Genomic DNA, 19,099 nt, shown 5'->3' on the forward strand with positions numbered 1-19,099 from the left:
GGCACTGCTTTTAGCTATTAATAACGTGGTATTTTCGTAATTTGTGCCACGCCTGAATCAATAGCTGCTTTCGCTACTGCTTCCGCAACACTTGGAACAACTCTTTTATCTAATGGATTCGGGATTACATAATTCGCATTACGTTCTTCATCAGTAATGATGTTAGCGATCCCATATGCTGCCGCTAATTTCATCTCTTCTGTAATATCAGTTGCGCGCACATCTAACGCACCGCGGAATATTCCGGGAAACGCCAATACATTATTTACTTGATTCGCATAATCCGAGCGCCCAGTTCCTACTACAGCTGCCCCAGCCTCTAATGCATCCTCAGGGAAGATTTCTGGAATTGGATTCGCCATTGCAAACACAATTGCTTTCTCATTCATCGTCTGTACAAGTTCTTTCGTTAATACGTTAGGAGCAGATACGCCAATAAAAATATCAGCTTGGTTAATCGCTTCTTTTAACGTTCCACGCACATGTTCACGATTTGTCTTTTTTGAAACTTCAATTTGTGCTTCGTTCATCCATGTTTCACCTTCACAAACAATACCTTCTAGGCTAACTAGCGTAATGTGCTTTGCACCAGCCTTTAATAATAATTTTCCAATTGCAATTCCTGCCGAACCCGCACCGTTAATAACGATTTTCACATTATCCATTTGTTTGCTAACAACTTTTAATGCATTAATAACAGCTGCTAAAACGACAATAGCTGTTCCATGTTGATCATCATGGAATACAGGAATATTCGTTTCTTCTTTTAATCGTTTTTCAATTTCAAAACAACGCGGTGCTGCAATATCTTCTAAATTAATCCCTGCAAATGTAGGCTCTAAATTTTTTACAAGGGTAACGATTTCATCTACATCCGTTGTGCCTAAACATAATGGGAAAGCATCTACATTCGCAAACTTCTTAAACAAAATACTTTTTCCTTCCATAACAGGCATAGCCGCTTTCGGTCCAATGTTTCCTAAACCGAGTACCGCTGTTCCATCTGAGACAACTGCCACCATATTACCACGTGCTGTATAGTCATACACCGTTTCTTCATCTGCCGCAATTGCTTTGCAAGACTCCGCTACACCTGGTGTATACGTCAGGCTTAAATCATCCGCTGAATTTACTTCTACTTTACTTGTAATTTCAATTTTCCCTACTAATTCTTTATGCAATAACAATGATCTTTCATTAATTTGATTTGCTAACATACTTATAATCTCCCCTTAATTTGACAAGCTAGCTATATGAATATAGCTAGCTTGTTTGATCATGAAAACATCTTTAATAATATTGTCGCCGTTACAACCATTGCCGCCCCGCCTAAACGAGTCGAAATTTGCGCGAACGGCATTAATTCCATACGATTTGAAGCCGATAAAATAGCAACATCTCCAGTTCCACCTAAACCGCTATGACATCCAGTTACAATCGCCGATTCAACTGGATACATCTTCATCACTTTCCCTACAAGAAAACCTGATGCTACCATTGTAAGAACAACCGATGCGCACACAACAACATATCCTACTGAAAGAACTGCTGCTACGTCTTTTAACGGAATATATAGCAATCCTAATCCAACCATTAAAGGCCAAGTTAAATTCTTCGAAATAAATTTATATAAATGGAATGCTCCTTGCTCCATTTTTGCTGGCATTAATTTAAAGTATTTCACAAGCGCTGCTGAGAAAATCATAATGATTGCCCCAGGAATACCGATGAACTTAGAAGCAAATCCTCCGAAGATGAAGAACGTACACGCAATTAATAAACCTGCTCCCATTAATGAGAAGTCAATTGGCTTCTCTGTATTTTGTTCTTTTAATAATTCTGCTTGATTGTCTGTTTTCACTAATACACCGTTACCACTAAGCTCCGGTTTCTTCTCACCTAAACGCTTCATATACCCTGCACTTACAATTGCGAACATATTTCCAATAATAGCTGCTGGAATAAGCTGTGATACAAACGTTGCTGATGATTCATTTAAAATATCACTATAAGCTAGCGACAATGGTAAAATCCCTTCCCCGATACCACCACTCACAATTGGTACGATGATAAAGAAGAATGTGTGCTTCATTTCAAATCCAAATAATGAACCGACCAATAATCCTACTGCTACAGAAGCTAACGTCCCTACTACTAAAGGAATAAACATGCGAACGAAACCTTGTACTAACACTTTACGGTTCATTCCTAAAATACTTCCGACTACTAAACAAGAAATATATAAATATAAAAAGTTCGATTTTTTCATTAACATAGTCGCAGCTTCCATTGAAGCTGGATTCATCCAGTTAAAAAATACAAGTAATGATGGAATAAATAACGAAAGTATTGCTGGACCGCCGATATTTTTTAAAATTGGAATTCTCATCCCAATATCACCTAAGAAAATCCCCATGATCATAATAACTGCAAATCCACCAATCATATCTGCTGGCAATTTATTATATACAGATGCCCCATAAATAATAGCAGCCAATACTACATATAACGGTAAAGGTATAACACCGATTTTTACATTCATAATTTTAGAAGCGAAAGATTCTCTTTGTACTTCATTTCCTTCAGAAAATGATACCGCTTCCACATTCTTTTGAATTCCCATATGGCACCCCCTCGTTTTCTTAATAACAATATTAAAACGCTTTCAATAGTAAAAATAGTTTTTGTAAGTTTTGTAATTGATTTTGTAATTAAAAAAAGTATAAGCGACTTATATTAAGTCGCTTATACGTAAAACTCTATTTTCTTTTGATCAACACATCTTAATTTACTTACAGGTCTTCCCACATGTTGGTACATCATTTCGTTTTCTAACACCCCAATGTCAGTCAGAAACATTACATATTTTCGAATAGAAACTCTTGAAATTCCAACTAATTGTGCCATTTCATCTGTTGTAAATACTCTTCCATTCAGAGACTCGATCTTCTGCCAAATTAATTGCAACGTTTGCTTCGTTAAACCTTTCGGAAGCTCTTTAGTGACAGTAGGCTCTCTTTTTTCTTTTTGTAAAATTAACGAATCTAATTCCGATTGACTAATTTTTTGTTGTTCTTTCATGAAAGTAAATTTTTCTCGATATATTGTTAATGCCTCTTTAAATCGTTCAAATGTAAATGGTTTAATTAAATAATCTACAACTCCATATTGTAATGCTTTTTTAATACTCCCCATATCATGTACAGCTGAAATCATCATTATATCGATTTCTTTTTCTTGGTTCCGGATATACATTAAAAGCTCAAACCCAGTCTCTTCAGGCATAAAAATATCAAGTAATACTAAATCTACTCGTGATTTCTCTAATACTTCTATCGCTGACTTTACTGAGTTAACTGCTTGAACAAGTTCAAACCCTCCTACTTGTTCTAAATAATGCGTATTTAACATTGCTACCATCGGGTCATCTTCTACAATTAAAACTTTAATCATATTTGCCTCTCATCCCTACCTTTAGGTATTTCAATTGTTATCGTTGTTCCCTTTCCTACTAATGAATGCATATGAATTTCCCCATTTATTCGCTGTATACTTTCTTTTACAAGATACAAACCATAACCGCGGTTATCTCCCTTTGTGGAATAACCTTTCGTAAATAATTCCTCTATTTCTTTTTCTTGTATACCTTTTCCCGTATCTTGTACTGTAATAGTTAGTATATCCCCATGTTGTATCTCAACTTCAACTTGCTTCTTTTCACAATTCGTCACTGCTTCTAATGCATTATCAATTAAATTTCCGACAATCGTAATAAGTTCATGAGTAATACTTTCATCATCTATTTCCGGCATATAAGAATCTTCACTTATAATTAATTTTATATTTTTCTCTCTAGCATAGCTGAGCTTACCTAGTAAAAAACCAGCAAATACTGGACTTTTTATTCTTTTCATAACTCCACCAATTTCATATTGATGCTCTGATACCATGCCGCTTATATACTTCTGTAATTCTTCATACTGTTTCATATGTGTAAGCCCTAATACGACATGCATCTTATTCATAAACTCATGAGATTGTGCCCGTAATGCTTCTGCATATAGTCTAATACCAGTTAGTTCCTCTGCTAGTTTTCTAATCTCTGTTTTATCACGAAATGTTGCAATTGCACCAACTATTTCTCCTTTTACATATAAAGGAACTCGATTCGTCACAATCGTAATTCCATAAATATTTTGTTCTTCGTTTAATTGTACTTCTCCCGTTTGCAATACTTCTTTTATACGTGAATTTGGCATATACAACTCAACATCTTTACCGATAAAATCTTCTTCAAGTCCGCTTTTTTTAAATAGACGTTTCGCTTCATTATTAATTAACGTTACTCTAGCCTCTTTATCTACAGCAATAATACCTTCCTTTACAGATTGTAGCATCGTATTTCTTTCTTCAAGAATTTTTGCTATCCTGTGCGGCTCAAGACCGAATAAACTTTTCTTTATATGTCTAGCTAGCAATATTGCTCCTATAATTCCGACTAATACACCCACTCCGACACCAATATAAATGATATGTCTACTTTCCTTAACTCTCTCTTTTACATTATCTGCTGAAATACCAACAGCCACTGCTCCAAGTTGTTCACCTGTTTCAGAAAATATTGGTACAAACACTCGCATGGAAATACCTAAAGTTCCTTCTGCTAACGATACATGTTCTTTTCCTTTCAATGCAGGCCCTTCATCTCCCCCAATAAAATGATGCCCTATTTTTTGAGGATTTGGATGTGACTTTCTTATTCCATTCATGTCCATAACTACAATAAATTGAACACCTGTGTTTTGTAATATTCTATTTGTATACGTTTGGATTGCAGAGGTATCTGCTTTCCCAACCAAACCATCGATTACAATCGAATCATTCGCCACAATGTGTGCAATTGTTTTTGCTTTCTCTGCTTGGCTATCCTCCGTCGTCCGTTCTACATTATGACTAATTAATATATCTGTCACAAGTAAAGAAAAAATTACAACTGTACAAACTAACAATGTAATCGTTTTCCATAAATTCCATAGTCTTTTTCTTTTTTTCATCCTGTTAATGACTCCCCTAATTGCTGAATAGAAAAATAAGTAAGGTGATATTATTTTCACCTTACTTATCTGCTGTTATTATACTTTAAATTTACTAGTCATCGCTTGTAGTTCTTCTGCCATCTCAGCTAAGTTTTGCGAAGCTGAACTAATTTCCTCCATGGAATTAACCTGTTCTTCTGTTGAAGCTGCAACACTTTGCATACTAGCTGTATTTTCTTCTGCAGCAGCTGCAATTTCATCAATAGCATTTGTCACTTCATTTGCATCTCCAGCAATTCTCTTCGTTGTTTCTACCATTTGATTAACTTGAGAAACAATATGTGTAGTAGAACTTAAAATTTCCGTAAAACTTACTTTCGTTTTTGTTACAACATCAAGGCCTTGTTGAACTTCTCCATTCACATTATCCATCGCCTTAACAGTATGTTCAATATCCGCCTTAATTTCTGCAATTAAATTTGCAATCTCTCCAGATGACTCTCCTGATTGCTCTGCTAATTTTCTAACCTCATCTGCTACAATAGCAAATCCTCGTCCCTGTTCACCTGCTCTTGCTGCTTCAATAGCCGCATTTAAAGCTAATAAGTTTGTTTGAGTTGCAATGTTTTGAATTGCTTCAGAAATAGCTCCTACTTGCTTTGATTTCTCATCAAGAAGTTTAATAATAGCATCTGACTCGGATACCGACCTAGAAATAGACTGCATTTGTTTTGCGGTTTGTTCAACTAAATCTTCTCCCTCTTCAGCTCTTTCACGGGCATGTAATGAGGAAATAGAAATTGACTCTGCGCTTCCGGTTACATCTTGAATTGCTGTATTTACTTGTTGTAATGTAGCAGCACCTTCTTCAACACCTTGACTTTGTGACTCAGCCCCACCTGATACTTGTTCCATCGCAATTGTAATTTGATCTGTCGCATCATTTGCTTGCTGTACGCTCGCTGTTAACTCTTCAGCCGATGCTGCAACATGTTCTGCTGAAAAGCTAATTTGGGTAATAACATCTTGTAAAGACGTAGACATTTCATTAAATGAATTCCCTAATTTCCCTATGTCATCCTTGGAATGGATTGTAATTTTCTCTGTTAAATCTCCCTTACTAATTTTATATGCCGATTCAGCTATTTTTCGTAATGGCCCTGTAATAGACTTTGTAATGAAATAAATTAATATACTACCAAATGCAATAGCAATAGCAATAACAATCAAAGTCTTATAAAATACTGGATTCGCAGCTTGGGTAATTTCTTCATCAAACATAACTCCAACTACTTTCCAGCCCGTTTTCTCATTTGTTGCAAAGATTAAATTCTTTTTATCATCTTGTTCTGTATAAGAGACATTTCCTTGTTTTTCTTCATAAATCGGTTTAATCCAAGGATCAGTAACTTTTGCACCTGGTTTTCTAGATGGATGACTAACAATTTGCTTATTTTGATCTAAAATAACTGCATAACCTTTTTCACCAATGTTAATCATTTTGGAAATTTTCAAGATGTTATCTAAATTTAAGTTAATTCCTATAACACCTTTACCATCTTTTACTTCTTTTGCAATTGTTACTACCATATTTTTTGTAGATGCTGATTGATATGGTGCAGTAACAATTACTTTCCCTTTATTTTCATGTGCTTCTTTATACCAAGATCTATCTGTTGGATTATACCCATCATCCATTTTGATAAATGGTTCTCTTATAAACTTTCCCGTCTCTGTTCCAATATAAATACCTTCTACTTCTGGATGAAGTTTTATATATTGCGCTAGCTTCGTTCTTACTATTTCTTCCTGTCCATTTGGATAGGTATCCTCTGTTAAGATGTCTGCAAAGTACGTCGCATCAACAAATTTCTCTTCTATATTTTGAGAAATAACAGTATTTAAAATCGAAATATTCTCCTTTGCTTTAGCTGTCATTTGATGTTCAAAATTTGTTTTGGCAGTTTGATATGAAACACCACCGATAATAATTCCTGGTATAGTTAAAATAATAAAAAATGAAATGATTAATTTTTTATTGATACTCATACATTTAACCCCGTTAAATATTTTTTGCATAATAAGCCTCCTTTATGTAATGTGGATACTTGTGTCATTTTATACAATTAACATGTATAAAACAATATATAATGATAACATGTAAATTTTTCGTCAATTATGCATTTTTACATATTCACTCCTTCTAAAGATGTAATCATAAAAAAATAAGAGAACTTCAGCTTATATAATAAGTTCAAGTTCTCTTATTTCGTAACAAAAAACCCCCACAAAAACTCCTCTTACAATTCCTTACATCTCTTTCCTTACTCATTCATTTAGAGCTTTTCACATAACTAATCGCCTGACTCCCCATTTGCATCCATGCCTTTTCAAAACTTTCTCTCGGTATTTTTACATCTAAACTTTCATTAAGAGGATCTCGAATATATACAAATTCCTTATCATATCCAATAAGCACTACACAATGTTCATTATACGTAATTGAAACATCTCCACTATTTGTTTCCCATGTAGTAAATTCATCTGCATCTAATGGTGCAAATGTTGCATTTGTGATCATGACTACCGGTTGTCCTGCTTTTACACTCTTATAAATTTCTTCTATATTCTTCCCTGTTAAGTCTACAGCTTTATTAGGTAAATATTTTTCCGCTAACTGAAAAAGTGGCCCATGATATACACCGTATCCTGATTCAGAAAATGTATAAATATTACCTACAAATCCTTCATTTGGATTCCCGCGCACACCATCATCTATAAAATCAACTTTTTTTATTTCATTTGCTAATGTCATCTTATCCACTGAAACACCAACGTATTGTAACATCATCGCTAAGCTTGTCACTTCACAGCCTCGATCTAGCTCTGGTAGTTGCTGAATTAATGGTACACTTGATAAAATGACCTTTTCATCATTATTACTAAATTCCGGTTCTTTTCCGTTTTGTATATTGAAGAATGTCAACTTCTCCACATACTTTGTAACTCCATTTGTATATACACTCCATACCGCTATAGCTAGTAATGCTATACATATATACCACTTAAACCTCCGTATCACTCTCACGCCCTTTTTAGTTCGTTAAATAAGAATAAAATGCGTCAGCATCCGTTCGAATCACTGGTACAAAATTTAGTTCTTTTTCTCTCTCAGGTTGATCTTTTTTTATTTTTTCTGTTAGCTCTTGAATATTCATGTTCGCTTTGTCCATATTAAGCTCATCTGCCAATTGTAGCACCTTTTGTTCATTAATTTCTCTTAATACTTGATATATATCTTTCCCATACAAATCAATATGATATTTTTTTGCTTCTTCCTGCACTTTTTGTTCGTACACCTCTTGTGCTAATTCTTCAATTTCTTTTCCCTTTTGAGAAATGTCTAACTTCCCTGCTTCTTCTCTTACTTTCTTTCCATAGATTTCTTCTGCAATGTCCTCTATTTCTTTTCCATTTGTCGAAATACCTAATTTATCTGCTTCATCATTAATTTTAATCATATTAATTTGATTAATTAAATTTACAATTGATGTATTTTCTATAGATATGCCTAGTTTTAACGCTTCTTGCTTCACTTTTGTTTCATAGATTTCTTCTGACAACGTCCCAACATCTTTTCCTTCAATCGATATGCCTAACTGCTCTGCCTCCCTTCCTACTTCTGTTTCATGAATTTCTTTTTCTAGTGTAATTTGTTCTTTTCCTTCCGTTTCAATACCTAGTTTCTCTGCTTTTTCTTCTGTATGCACTGCATGTATCTTACCATTATTTAATTGTTCTTTACTGCGCTGCGTGTAATCAGTCTTTCCTTTTTGTGTTTCAGAAGGAGAGGCACCCCCTAATATACTTAAGCTCATTACTCCAATAGTGAATACCGTCATCATTTTCTTTTTCAAAATTAATTCCTCCCTCTTATACTTTCTTTCCCATCATTCCCCTAGTTTTTTTAATACTATACATACATCTCATCGCTGCTTGAGATAACATTATGATTGATAAACCCCACTCACATACACCTAGTCTCTTCTTCATGTAACGAACTTTCTTTATGCCATACATAATATAAATAGTTTCTTAACTTTACCTTAAAAAAAGACGACCTTGTGTAAAAACAAGGTCGTCTTTTTACTTATATTTTTTGGTTTTTAGGGAAAATCACTTCAAAACAAGTGCCATCTCCCCATTTGCTCTCTACTGATATTTTTCCGTAATGCTTTTCTACAATCCAATTTGCGATTGAAAGACCTAATCCAGCTCCTTCTGACGTACTTCTTGCTTTATCCCCTTGATAAAAACGATCAAATAATTTTGGAATATCTTCTTCTTTCACTCCTATCCCGTCATCTTTCACCTGTATACGAATTGAACTACTCGTTTGCGTGCAATCAATTTGAATATGCCCACCTTCATTTGTATACTTCATCGCATTATCCAACAGTATGACCATCATTTGATGAATCCGCTCTCTATCCCCCATAAAAGATACACCACGTTCTACTTTTAGCATCATTTCTTTTTCTTGATAAGAAGCAATCTCCTTATATGGAGCTACTATTTCTTCTAACAATTTATCAAGTTCAAATATTTTCTTATCCATCTCAATTTGATTAGAATCAGAACGTGCTAGCAATAATAAATTACTAACGAGTTTCGATAACCGCCTACATTCTTTTGAAATTGTAGAAATATCCATCGCTTTTTCTTCTATCGTAGCGGATGGTGACTGAAATAAAACATCCGTTTTTGATTGAATAACTGCAAGTGGTGTCCTGAGTTCATGTGATGCATCAGAAACGAATTGCTGCTGTTTCTCCCATGAATTTTGAATAGGTACGAGTGCTCTGCCAGCTAGGAAAAAGCCGATACCTATCGCACAGAGGCTTCCTATGCTACAACCTATAACGAGGATTAAAAATAAAGTATTTAACATTCCTTCTTCCGCTGTTATATCTCGCACGATTTGAACTATTTCTCCATCTTTTTGAAGCGAAAATGCTCTAAAATATCGTCCTTGTACTTTGATATCTTGTAACTCCCCTATTTTTTCCGGAGAAAACTTTTCCAAATTCTCTTCAAAAATAGAACGGAATTTACGGTTATCGCCCTCTATTTTCACTATTTTCCCATTCCAAGTTATTCTAGTTACTCGCGGATCTCCAATTTGGATATTCTCCATACGTTTTCTTGGTGGTATTTTAACATCTAATTTTTCTCTATACTGAGCCATCATTTTTATAGATTGATCCACTTCATTATAAATACGCTTATATGTGTATGAATAAATAATACTACCTAATATACCTATTAATAGGATAAATACTAATGAATTCACTATAGTCAAACGAATGCGTGTCTTTTGAAACATACTTCCCTTTTTCATTGTTCTTTTAATATATATCCAATACCTCGAACGGTTTGAATATCTTTCTGATAACCGAATGGTTCTAATTTTTTACGCAAATGATGCACATACACTTCCACAATGGCTACTGTCGTATCTGAATCAAATCCCCAAACACGATCAAAAATTTGTTCACGCATTAAAATCTTCCCGCTATTTTGAATGAGATACTCTAGCAGCTCATATTGTTTCAATGTCAACTTAATACTTTGTCCATCTACTTGAACGTCTTTATCTTTTCCGAACAATTCAATCCCTTTATAACGAATCGTTTGCTGCGTTGTTAAACTACCACTTCTGCGTAGTAAAGCGCGAATTCTCGCTTTTAATTCAGGGGCCTGGAATGGCTTAACGATATAGTCATCTCCACCAAAATCCAATCCCTTCACCCGATCTTCTAAAGAATCTCTCGCTGTCAAAAACAGGACTGGTGTTTCAATCTTTTCATCACGTATTTTTTGAATTACTTCAAATCCGTCCATCCCTGGCATCATCACATCCAGTAAAATTGCATCATATATATTTTGAAGAGCTAAAAACAATCCATCTTCTCCATTTATTGCCGTATCTACTTCAAATTCATCACGCAAAATTTGTACGATAGACTCTAATAACGAGGCATTATCTTCTACTACAAGTAAGCGCATGCTCTCACCTTCCATCAAATAGTTCAATTCTATTTATTATTACATTTCTTCTCTTCATAACAAAAGAATGTAGTTACATTACGTTTCGTTTTTAACTATTTCCTTCTAAAATTTTGAAGTTTTATTATAAAAACTTTGTCTTAAATTTAGCTTAATAAAAAATTGAAAGAAATAAGATTCCTCTTATCTCTTTCAATTTTTTATTACATATACCTTTTTACTCGGCAATTCCAAACAATTTAGCTGACCACCGTACACAGCCCCGCCATCAATTCCAATAATACGATTACTACCAAAATACACTCCGCAATCCTCACTACCATGAAGCGTTTTTGTTTCCGTATGCCCAAATACAACAACCTTTTCACCGCTATATCCATTATGAAATTCATTACGGATCCACATTAACGTATATGGTTCAGATTCAGAAACTCGTTTCATCGGTTCAACCCCAGCATGTACAAATATATACTCTTCTGTTTCAATGTAATGATCTAATTCTTGAATAAACTTTATATGTTCCTCTAATACACGAGAGTGTAAAATCGGTTTTTGGAAGTCTTTGTCATTAACCGCAATATCCTCTTCTACAAATCCATAGCTATATAATGTCTTATCTCCACCATTTCTTTTTACCCAATGGTTCCATGAACGTTCCTCATTTGTCGTTAACGCCTTAATCATCATATCTTCATGATTTCCCTTTAAAATGAGTGCTCCCTCTTCTTTCAATTCTCTTACCTTTTCAATTACAGCACGCGCATTTGGACCACGATCTACATAATCTCCCAGTAAGATTAATTGATCCTGTTTCGCATCATATTGTGCTTCTTCCAATAACTGTTCGAACTTTTCTATCTCTCCATGAATATCACTAATAACAAGAATTCTTTTCATATTATCCCCCCTCTTTCTAATTATAGTTCAAAACAACAGAAACTTCCGAATCTTAATCTTAAATCAAATTTATCCCGCATTAACGGGCAGTAAGCCCCCCACTGATTACAGTTTCACTTTATTACAAACTAAACTATTATCCTTACAACAATGTAAGTCTCTTGTCATCCAATTCGATAGTTGTAATTACTGTATTTCCTTATACTGAGAGTAAGAAATGAAACAAAAAATAAGGAGAGATGAGCGATGAAAAAAGTAATGGAAGTTGTAGTAGCGGTAGTAGAGGTTTTCGTAAATGGTAAACAAGTGGCAATGGAGTTAAATAAATAATGAAAAGGACAACATTCACTCTAGACCCTTTACTCATATAAAAGAGATAAGACTTCATCATTTCTTTGATCCCTTATCTCCCTATAAAGAAAGCCGTATCCCTTTTAAGGATACGGCTTTCTCTTATTTTTGACTCGTACGAGCTGAAATGCTAATTGCTCTATCTGTTGCTTTGGCAGCTTCATCTAACGCTTCTTTACTATTCTTCCCGTCATACATCGCTTCTAATGCTTTTACAACTGCATCTCTTGATTCTGGAAATACACTAATTAAAGCACCTTGTGTTGCTGGAGATTGCTTCGTTGCTTGCAGTTGATCTACTGTTACTTTCAACTGTGGGTATTTTTCATATTGCTCTTTTACTAATGGCTCATTATATGCATCTGGATTAATTGAGAAATAGCCTGTTGCAGTATGCCATTTTGCTTGTACGTCTGGCTTCGTTAAATATTTCATAAAGTCCCAAGCACCTTGTTGCGTTTCTTCTGAAACCATATTCGTCATCCATAATGATGCTCCACCAATAACAACACCATTTTGTTTCGAATCCTCTGGATACGGAATATATGAAACACCTACATTAAACTTAGATGCATCAATTAAATCACGAACACCTGCTGAAGAATCTAAATACATAGCAACTTGTCCAGACTGGAACGCGGCACGAATATCATCCCAACTTGCTCCATACTTTCCAAGTGCGCCAGCTTTATTTAAATCATCTAACATTCCAAATACTTTCTGTCCTTCTTTACCGTTAAATACCGCCTTCTTTGCAGCATCCTTACGGCCGTTTTCGTTATCTACATATAAAGCACCTTGTGTCGCTAACAATTCTTCAAAGAACCAACCATAGTTAAGCATGGAGAATCCATATTGTTTTACATTTCCGCCTTCTTTAATCGTTAACTTTTTCGCTGCTTCTTGTAATTCCGCATATGTTTTCGGAGCTTTCTCTGGATCTAAGCCCGCCTTTGCGAAAGCATCTTTATTATAAATTAATACTGGTGTAGATGAATTAAATGGCATAGAATACATTTTTCCATCAACTGAATAATAATTTGTAATTGCTTTTTCTAATTTTGACGTATCGTACTTATCTTTTTTTATCCAGCTATCAATTGGTGTGATTTTTTTACTATCAATCATATATTTCGTTGTAATTTCACTCGATTGAACAAGAGCTGGCGCTTCTTTCGTTGCAGACATCGTTCTAAATTTCGTTAAAGACTCTTCATATGTTCCTTGGAACTCTGCCTTTATCTCATATTTATTTTGCGACTTATTATAGTCTGCAACAAGACCATCTAGTACTCCTTGTGTTTTTCCACCCATCGCATGCCAGAAGCGAATTACAGTTTTATCACCATTTTTTTCAACTGGTGCTACTTTTGCCTGTGCTTCAGGTTTTCCTTCTGTTTTACTATTTGAACAAGCGGCACTAGATAATGCCATTGTTGCTACCATTAATAGCGCAGCACCTTTTTTAACTAGACTCATTTAAATCTCACCTTCTCTTAGTTATTTAATTGCACCTTTTGTTAATCCTTGTTGTAATTGCTTTTGCCCTAAAAATAGTAAAATCAATGTTGGAATAACGATAACCGTAACACCGGCCATTACGCTTCCCCAATCAGTTGCAACTTCTTGAGACTGAAGCTGCTTCACACCGATTTGCACTGTTCTTACTTTTTCATCAGTGGTCACTAAAAGTGGCCATAAATACATATTCCATGTTGTTAAAAAGCTATATACTCCAAGCGTAATAAAACTCGTTTTACAATACGGAATTACAACGCTGAATAAAAATCTTATATTTCCAATCCCTTCAATAAACGCAGCTTCTTTCAGTTCATTCGGAAGTGTCATAAAATGTTGACGTAACAAGAAAATACCGAAAGCTGTTGCAAAAAACGGCACTGTCATCCCAGCAAAACTATTGATCCAACCAAAGTTTTGAATCGTTAAAAAGTTAGGCACCATCGTTGCTTCCCACGGAATCAGCATCGTTGAAATAAACAGGAAGAAAATTAAGTTTCTCCCTTTAAACTGAAGAAAAACAAAAGCATAAGCTGCTAAACTTGATACGATAAGTTGTCCAATCATAACGACTGTCGATACAATTAAACTGTTATATAAGTATGTAAAAAGCGGTACCTTTTGAAAAATATTAATAAAATTATCAAAAGTAAATTGAGTCGGAAATAACCTTCTCATTTGAATATCGTCTGGTGTCATAAAGCTTATTAAAAATGCATACAGTACAGGAAAAAATACCATTACTGCACTAATAATGAGCAGCATGTATAATAGGAAATTTTGTTTCCACTGTTTAACAATCATTTATAATGCACCTTTCTCTCAGCAAACTTAAATTGAAGTAATGTAGCAATGAAAATGAAAACAAATAATACCATTGCTTGTGCACTTGCTGTTCCAAATTGATGATTCACAAACGCCTCTTTGTAAATCGAGTACACAATCAAATTCGTTGCATCATTTGGTCCACCGTGCGTTAAAATATCAATTTGCCCAAAGCTTTGGAACGCACTAATTAATGTTACTGTTACAATAAAGAATAAAGTTGGTGATAGCATCGGTAATGTAACACGGCGAAGTTTATATAAATAACTAGCACCATCTATAGATGCACTCTCATATAACGACGTATCGATATTTTGTAAACCACCTAATATAACTAAAAATGCAAAACCTGTATTCACCCAAACTGTTGTAACTGATACAGAGAATAGTGCCCAGTCCGGACTCGTTAACCATGCGATTGCAGGAAGGTTCATAGAGGCTAATATATTATTAAATAATCCTACACTTGGATGAAATAAAAATAGCCAAATCACTGCACTAGCGGCTACTGATATTCCCATCGTCGAAGAAAACAGAACTCGGAATAACCCAATACCTCTTACTTTTCCATTTGCAATCAATGCAAGAAACAAAGCAAATATAATACTCGTAGGCACTGTATATAAAACAAATAATAAAGTTGATTTTATACTTTGGTAGAAGGCTGGATCAGAGAATAAGTATTGATAATTTTCTAAGCCAACGAAAAGATTAGCTTCCCCATGTATATCGGTTAAATAAAAGCTATAGTAAATCGTCCTAAACAATGGATAGAACAAAAAAATCGAAAATAACAAAATAGATGGCGCCAAAAACAATAATCCTATTCTTAAATCTTTCGTTCTCCCCCATAATTTTTTCTTTTTTGACACCTTTGTTTGAACTGGTAACTTACTTACTCCAATCATTATTTCGCCACCACTTTCAACTCTTCTTCAGCTACCACTTTTAAGCGTTCATTCGTGTTTTCATTAAAGAAGCATAACTTTTCTTGCGAGAATAATAATTTTACTTTGTCACCTTTGTTCAAGAGTAACTGTCCGATGACTTTCGCACTCCAAGTTGTTCCATTTACCGCAAAGTTCAATATAGATTCATTCCCTAATACTTCTACAGATTGCAACGTCACTTCTTGTCCCTCCTCAGACAGTGCAATATGCTCAGGGCGCATGCCTATGCGAATTGTTCCTTGTGGTAATTGCTTTAACTGTCTAATAGATAATGGAATTTGCAATTGCCCTATATGTAATACACCTTTTTCTTTATTTACTTCCCCATCATTTATATTCATAGAAGGAGAACCTATAAAGCTTGCAACAAATTCGTTTGCAGGTTCGTTATATATGTCAAGTGGTGTTCCAACTTGCTGTATACTTCCTTTATTTAAAACCATGATACGATCTCCCATAGTCATCGCTTCTATTTGATCGTGGGTAACGTAAATCATCGTAATTCCTAATCGCTGCTGAATTTCTCTAATTTCAATTCTCATTTGCGCACGTAATTTCGCATCCAAATTCGAAAGTGGTTCATCCATTAAACAGATTGGTGCTTGACTCACAATTGCCCTGGCAAGTGCAACACGCTGTCTTTGTCCGCCTGATAATTGGCCTGGTTTCATTTTCACATACTCTTTCAGTCCTACCATTTCAATAGCTTCCATTAATCGCTTTTGTCGCTCTTCTTTTTGTACTTTTCTTACCTTAAGTCCAAATAAAATATTTTCTTCTACAGATAAGTGTGGATATAATGCATAATTTTGAAATACCATTGATAGATTACGGTCTTTCGGCTCTAGATCATTTGCAACACGTTCATTAATAATTAAATCTCCTGAAGAAATCTCTTCTAAGCCAGCGATCATTCGTAATAATGTGCTTTTCCCGCATCCCGAAGGTCCAACTAAAACAAAAAATTCACCCTTCTTAATATGAACCGATACGCCTTTAACCGCTGTCTCTTCTGCATTTTTATATACCTTTGAAACATTTTTCAATTCAATCACAAGGTTGCACTCCTTTTTTCTTCTTGTATCCATACTTCATAATGACTTGTTGAAATTGCACTTGCTCCTGCACGAATTGCAATTTCCGCATCTTCTCGCGTTTGAATCAACCCTCCTGCAATAATAGGAAACTCTATTTCCTCTACTAGCTGTTTAATAATAGAAGGCATAATCCCCGGCATAATCTCTACTGCATTTGGTTTAGTCGTTTTACAATTTTCAATTGATTTAGTAAGAGATAAAGTATCTACAATAAAAATACGTTGAATTGTTTTCAATCCAATTTTATTAGCATTTCGAATTGTTGAACCCTTTGTTGAAATAATACCTTGTGCCCCGATAACATCTTGAATATACAAAAGCGCTTCCTCTGTATTCGTATTTAAGCCTTGTATAAAATCACAATGAAGAAATACATCATGTCCATGTTTCTGCAATTCATATACACGCTCTGGTAATTCCAGCATTGAACCAGTCATAAGAAAAACTGTTTTCGGCAATTTTTTGTATGCTTTGTATCCTTTCCAATCCTTTATCATCGCAATATAAGGTTCTTTAAACATTTTTTCCACCTAACTGTTCTATTTTTATCCAAACTAAAAACACCTACTTACATAGAACGCCTTTCTCCTTATTTGAACTCTAGGGAATAGAGCACACCTAAGAAAGTGGCACATTATATGTAAGTGGGTGTTCTCAAATGTTCTCTACCCTATTTATTTTGTTACCTTTACTATATTACGCATTTATTAAGTCAGTTTTGATAGATTGTTAATTAGGTGTTAATCGAATGTTAATATTCACCATATTTTCTTAATATTAATCTAGATATACAAATAAATCCCAACGGCAAACAACTATCTTTAAAATTTAAGTGATATGCAAATTCATTCCATAGTTAATTAGTTTTAGTTTTCTCGCAACGGCTTGTGAAGCATAATTATTCCAAGAAGTACTATAAAGTGGAATGCTTTTTTCTTCTTGTATTGATATCGCCCAGGCTGTAACACCATCAGTACCATATCCGTTCCCTTGAAACTCCGCTAAAGTTTCCACACTTGCCTCAGCAGCTACGGGCGTACTTCTGGCACTGCAACAAACAGAAACTACCTTTTCATTTTTTACAATTGCCAAATAAGGTTGCCTCCTTATTTACTCCATTTACCATCCATTCATAATCTATTTTTCATGTTCAAAATAAAAATCCCATTCAAATACACATTACTGAATCCATCATACTAACTGATTTCTTCATTCTGTCTATCTAAATGGGATTATTTTTCGTTTTTTACTCTACTGGCTGTTGTGGCTGTACTACTTCATTCGCTCCAGCTACCCTCAACATATTTACAATATCTTTAAAACCTCTTTTTTCAGCGTATTGCAGTGGCGTCAGCTGTTCCTTGTTAGCCATATTTACATCTGCACCGTGATCAATAAGCAATTGAATTACTTTCTTATGGTTTTCACTACCATTTCCTAATACAATTGCTTCTAATAGCGCTGTTCCACCACGTTCATTTTTATAATTCACATCAATATCTGTATGCTCTAATAATTCTTTAACAACCTCTACATGGCCACGCTCAGATGCAGAAATAAGTGCTGTCCCACCTGACCTAGTCGTTTCTTTCGTATTAACTCCTGCATTAATTAATACTTTTACAATATCCGTATATCCTTCTCTACTTGCATAAAGAAGTGGATTACTTTTTTTCTCATCTTTAATTTCAATATTAGCACCTGCACCAATTAATGCTTTAACTGTCTCTACATGATTTTGGTACGTCGCTGCAAGGACAGGCGTTTCTCCGTTGTCACCTTCTACGTTTATATTCGCTCCATCCTGAATCAACTTCATAGCTGTCTCTGTGTCTCCAAGGGTAGCTGAAAGTAACAACTGTTTGTCCATTAAATTTATACTTTTCTCTTCTTTAGATTCTTCCTGTTCTTTATGCTTCTCTTTTTTCTTTTCATTTTTCACATGAACCGGTTTCGATTCTGGTTCTTCTTGCTTATCGCAAGCCACTACCGTCATTAAAAGTCCTAATAAAATACATAATAAAATTTTTTGTTTTCTCACAACTACAGCTCCTATGAAAGATAATGTTTTCTTAACCATTCCTCCATCACATACAATAACTCTTCTTGAGTACATTTATCCATAAGCCCTTTAGATTCCTTCTTTAATCGGATTATCTTAAGCTTATACTATGTTTCTCAACCTATTGAAATGATACGCCTGATGGCCCCATCATTAACATTATGAAGCAATTAGTTTAGCACGTTTTTACCGCATTTGTATACATTTCTAAAAAGTACATAAAGTGAAACTTTAATTGGTGGGGGTTTTGTTCATCCACCACTAATTATTAGCCCACACCAATCGGGCTTTTAC

Annotated in this window: 16 protein-coding genes and 1 pseudogene; all 17 read right to left on the reverse strand. The window is 34.7% G+C overall.

Features of this window, described 5'->3' with window-relative positions; translation table 11 throughout:
* Positions 1–17 precede the first annotated feature (17 nt).
* Positions 18–1,217 (reverse strand): NAD(P)-dependent malic enzyme, encoded by a 1,200-nt coding sequence (locus HMPREF2590_RS25765; protein ID WP_000880782.1) that lies wholly within the window; start codon positions 1,215–1,217, stop codon positions 18–20.
* A gap of 59 nt (positions 1,218–1,276) precedes the next feature.
* Positions 1,277–2,623 (reverse strand): 2-hydroxycarboxylate transporter family protein, encoded by a 1,347-nt coding sequence (locus HMPREF2590_RS25770; protein ID WP_000512722.1) that lies wholly within the window; start codon positions 2,621–2,623, stop codon positions 1,277–1,279.
* Between the two features lie 122 nt (positions 2,624–2,745).
* Complete coding sequence (locus HMPREF2590_RS25775) at positions 2,746–3,453, reverse strand: response regulator (protein ID WP_000598689.1); 708 nt, start codon at positions 3,451–3,453, stop codon at positions 2,746–2,748.
* Positions 3,450–5,054 (reverse strand): sensor histidine kinase, encoded by a 1,605-nt coding sequence (locus tag HMPREF2590_RS25780; protein WP_000746420.1) that lies wholly within the window; start codon positions 5,052–5,054, stop codon positions 3,450–3,452. Before HMPREF2590_RS25780 ends, HMPREF2590_RS25775 begins: the two co-directional genes overlap by 4 nt.
* 78 nt (positions 5,055–5,132) lie before the next feature.
* Complete coding sequence (locus HMPREF2590_RS25785; protein WP_050821591.1) at positions 5,133–7,115, reverse strand: methyl-accepting chemotaxis protein; 1,983 nt, start codon at positions 7,113–7,115, stop codon at positions 5,133–5,135.
* A 253-nt stretch (positions 7,116–7,368) separates the two neighbouring features.
* A complete protein-coding gene (locus HMPREF2590_RS25790) occupies positions 7,369–8,118 on the reverse strand; it encodes a C39 family peptidase (protein ID WP_050821585.1) in 750 nt (249 codons plus the stop codon).
* A gap of 13 nt (positions 8,119–8,131) precedes the next feature.
* On the reverse strand, positions 8,132–8,953 hold the full coding sequence (locus tag HMPREF2590_RS25795; RefSeq protein WP_000728589.1) for a hypothetical protein: 822 nt from the start codon (positions 8,951–8,953) through the stop codon (positions 8,132–8,134).
* Positions 8,954–9,186: 233 nt separating this feature from the next.
* The gene (locus HMPREF2590_RS25800; RefSeq protein WP_000715829.1) at positions 9,187–10,437 is read right to left on the reverse strand and encodes a sensor histidine kinase; all 1,251 of its coding nucleotides are present in this window, start codon (positions 10,435–10,437) and stop codon (positions 9,187–9,189) included.
* Complete coding sequence (locus tag HMPREF2590_RS25805) at positions 10,434–11,105, reverse strand: response regulator transcription factor (protein ID WP_001238623.1); 672 nt, start codon at positions 11,103–11,105, stop codon at positions 10,434–10,436. The genes HMPREF2590_RS25800 and HMPREF2590_RS25805 overlap by 4 nt, the downstream gene beginning before the upstream one ends.
* Before the next feature lie 192 nt (positions 11,106–11,297).
* Complete coding sequence (locus HMPREF2590_RS25810) at positions 11,298–12,002, reverse strand: metallophosphoesterase family protein (protein ID WP_000821967.1); 705 nt, start codon at positions 12,000–12,002, stop codon at positions 11,298–11,300.
* A gap of 453 nt (positions 12,003–12,455) precedes the next feature.
* On the reverse strand, positions 12,456–13,832 hold the full coding sequence (locus tag HMPREF2590_RS25815; protein WP_000060602.1) for an ABC transporter substrate-binding protein: 1,377 nt from the start codon (positions 13,830–13,832) through the stop codon (positions 12,456–12,458).
* A gap of 21 nt (positions 13,833–13,853) precedes the next feature.
* Positions 13,854–14,675 carry a carbohydrate ABC transporter permease gene (locus HMPREF2590_RS25820; RefSeq protein ID WP_000635946.1) on the reverse strand — a complete coding sequence of 274 codons (822 nt, stop codon included), beginning with the start codon at positions 14,673–14,675 and terminating at the stop codon, positions 13,854–13,856.
* Positions 14,672–15,604, reverse strand: a complete 933-nt coding sequence (locus tag HMPREF2590_RS25825) for a carbohydrate ABC transporter permease (protein ID WP_044584117.1) — start codon at positions 15,602–15,604, stop codon at positions 14,672–14,674. The genes HMPREF2590_RS25820 and HMPREF2590_RS25825 overlap by 4 nt, the downstream gene beginning before the upstream one ends.
* On the reverse strand, positions 15,604–16,701 hold the full coding sequence (locus HMPREF2590_RS25830; protein ID WP_050821584.1) for an ABC transporter ATP-binding protein: 1,098 nt from the start codon (positions 16,699–16,701) through the stop codon (positions 15,604–15,606). The genes HMPREF2590_RS25825 and HMPREF2590_RS25830 overlap by 1 nt, the downstream gene beginning before the upstream one ends.
* On the reverse strand, positions 16,698–17,264 hold the full coding sequence (locus tag HMPREF2590_RS25835) for a glycerol-3-phosphate responsive antiterminator (RefSeq protein WP_000472003.1): 567 nt from the start codon (positions 17,262–17,264) through the stop codon (positions 16,698–16,700). Before HMPREF2590_RS25835 ends, HMPREF2590_RS25830 begins: the two co-directional genes overlap by 4 nt.
* 307 nt (positions 17,265–17,571) lie before the next feature.
* A pseudogene (locus HMPREF2590_RS25840) lies at positions 17,572–17,847 on the reverse strand (GNAT family N-acetyltransferase); the annotation flags it as partial.
* A gap of 142 nt (positions 17,848–17,989) precedes the next feature.
* Positions 17,990–18,859 carry an ankyrin repeat domain-containing protein gene (locus HMPREF2590_RS25845; protein WP_000287337.1) on the reverse strand — a complete coding sequence of 290 codons (870 nt, stop codon included), beginning with the start codon at positions 18,857–18,859 and terminating at the stop codon, positions 17,990–17,992.
* Positions 18,860–19,099 lie beyond the last annotated feature (240 nt).

Origin of the sequence: Bacillus sp. HMSC036E02 (assembly GCF_001836235.1) — a bacterium.
GTDB lineage: Bacteria > Bacillota > Bacilli > Bacillales > Bacillaceae_G > Bacillus_A > Bacillus_A cereus.

Coding starts and splice junctions, on each gene's coding strand:
- HMPREF2590_RS25785 (WP_050821591.1), bottom strand. CDS start 7,115: ATGCAAAAAATATTTAACGGGGTTAAATGTATGAGTATCAATAAAAAA.
- HMPREF2590_RS25845 (WP_000287337.1), bottom strand. CDS start 18,859: ATGTACTCAAGAAGAGTTATTGTATGTGATGGAGGAATGGTTAAGAAA.
- HMPREF2590_RS25800 (WP_000715829.1), bottom strand. CDS start 10,437: ATGAAAAAGGGAAGTATGTTTCAAAAGACACGCATTCGTTTGACTATA.
- HMPREF2590_RS25825 (WP_044584117.1), bottom strand. CDS start 15,604: ATGATTGGAGTAAGTAAGTTACCAGTTCAAACAAAGGTGTCAAAAAAG.
- HMPREF2590_RS25805 (WP_001238623.1), bottom strand. CDS start 11,105: ATGCGCTTACTTGTAGTAGAAGATAATGCCTCGTTATTAGAGTCTATC.
- HMPREF2590_RS25835 (WP_000472003.1), bottom strand. CDS start 17,264: ATGTTTAAAGAACCTTATATTGCGATGATAAAGGATTGGAAAGGATAC.
- HMPREF2590_RS25765 (WP_000880782.1), bottom strand. CDS start 1,217: ATGTTAGCAAATCAAATTAATGAAAGATCATTGTTATTGCATAAAGAA.
- HMPREF2590_RS25820 (WP_000635946.1), bottom strand. CDS start 14,675: ATGATTGTTAAACAGTGGAAACAAAATTTCCTATTATACATGCTGCTC.
- HMPREF2590_RS25770 (WP_000512722.1), bottom strand. CDS start 2,623: ATGGGAATTCAAAAGAATGTGGAAGCGGTATCATTTTCTGAAGGAAAT.
- HMPREF2590_RS25815 (WP_000060602.1), bottom strand. CDS start 13,832: ATGAGTCTAGTTAAAAAAGGTGCTGCGCTATTAATGGTAGCAACAATG.
- HMPREF2590_RS25775 (WP_000598689.1), bottom strand. CDS start 3,453: ATGATTAAAGTTTTAATTGTAGAAGATGACCCGATGGTAGCAATGTTA.
- HMPREF2590_RS25780 (WP_000746420.1), bottom strand. CDS start 5,054: ATGAAAAAAAGAAAAAGACTATGGAATTTATGGAAAACGATTACATTG.
- HMPREF2590_RS25810 (WP_000821967.1), bottom strand. CDS start 12,002: ATGAAAAGAATTCTTGTTATTAGTGATATTCATGGAGAGATAGAAAAG.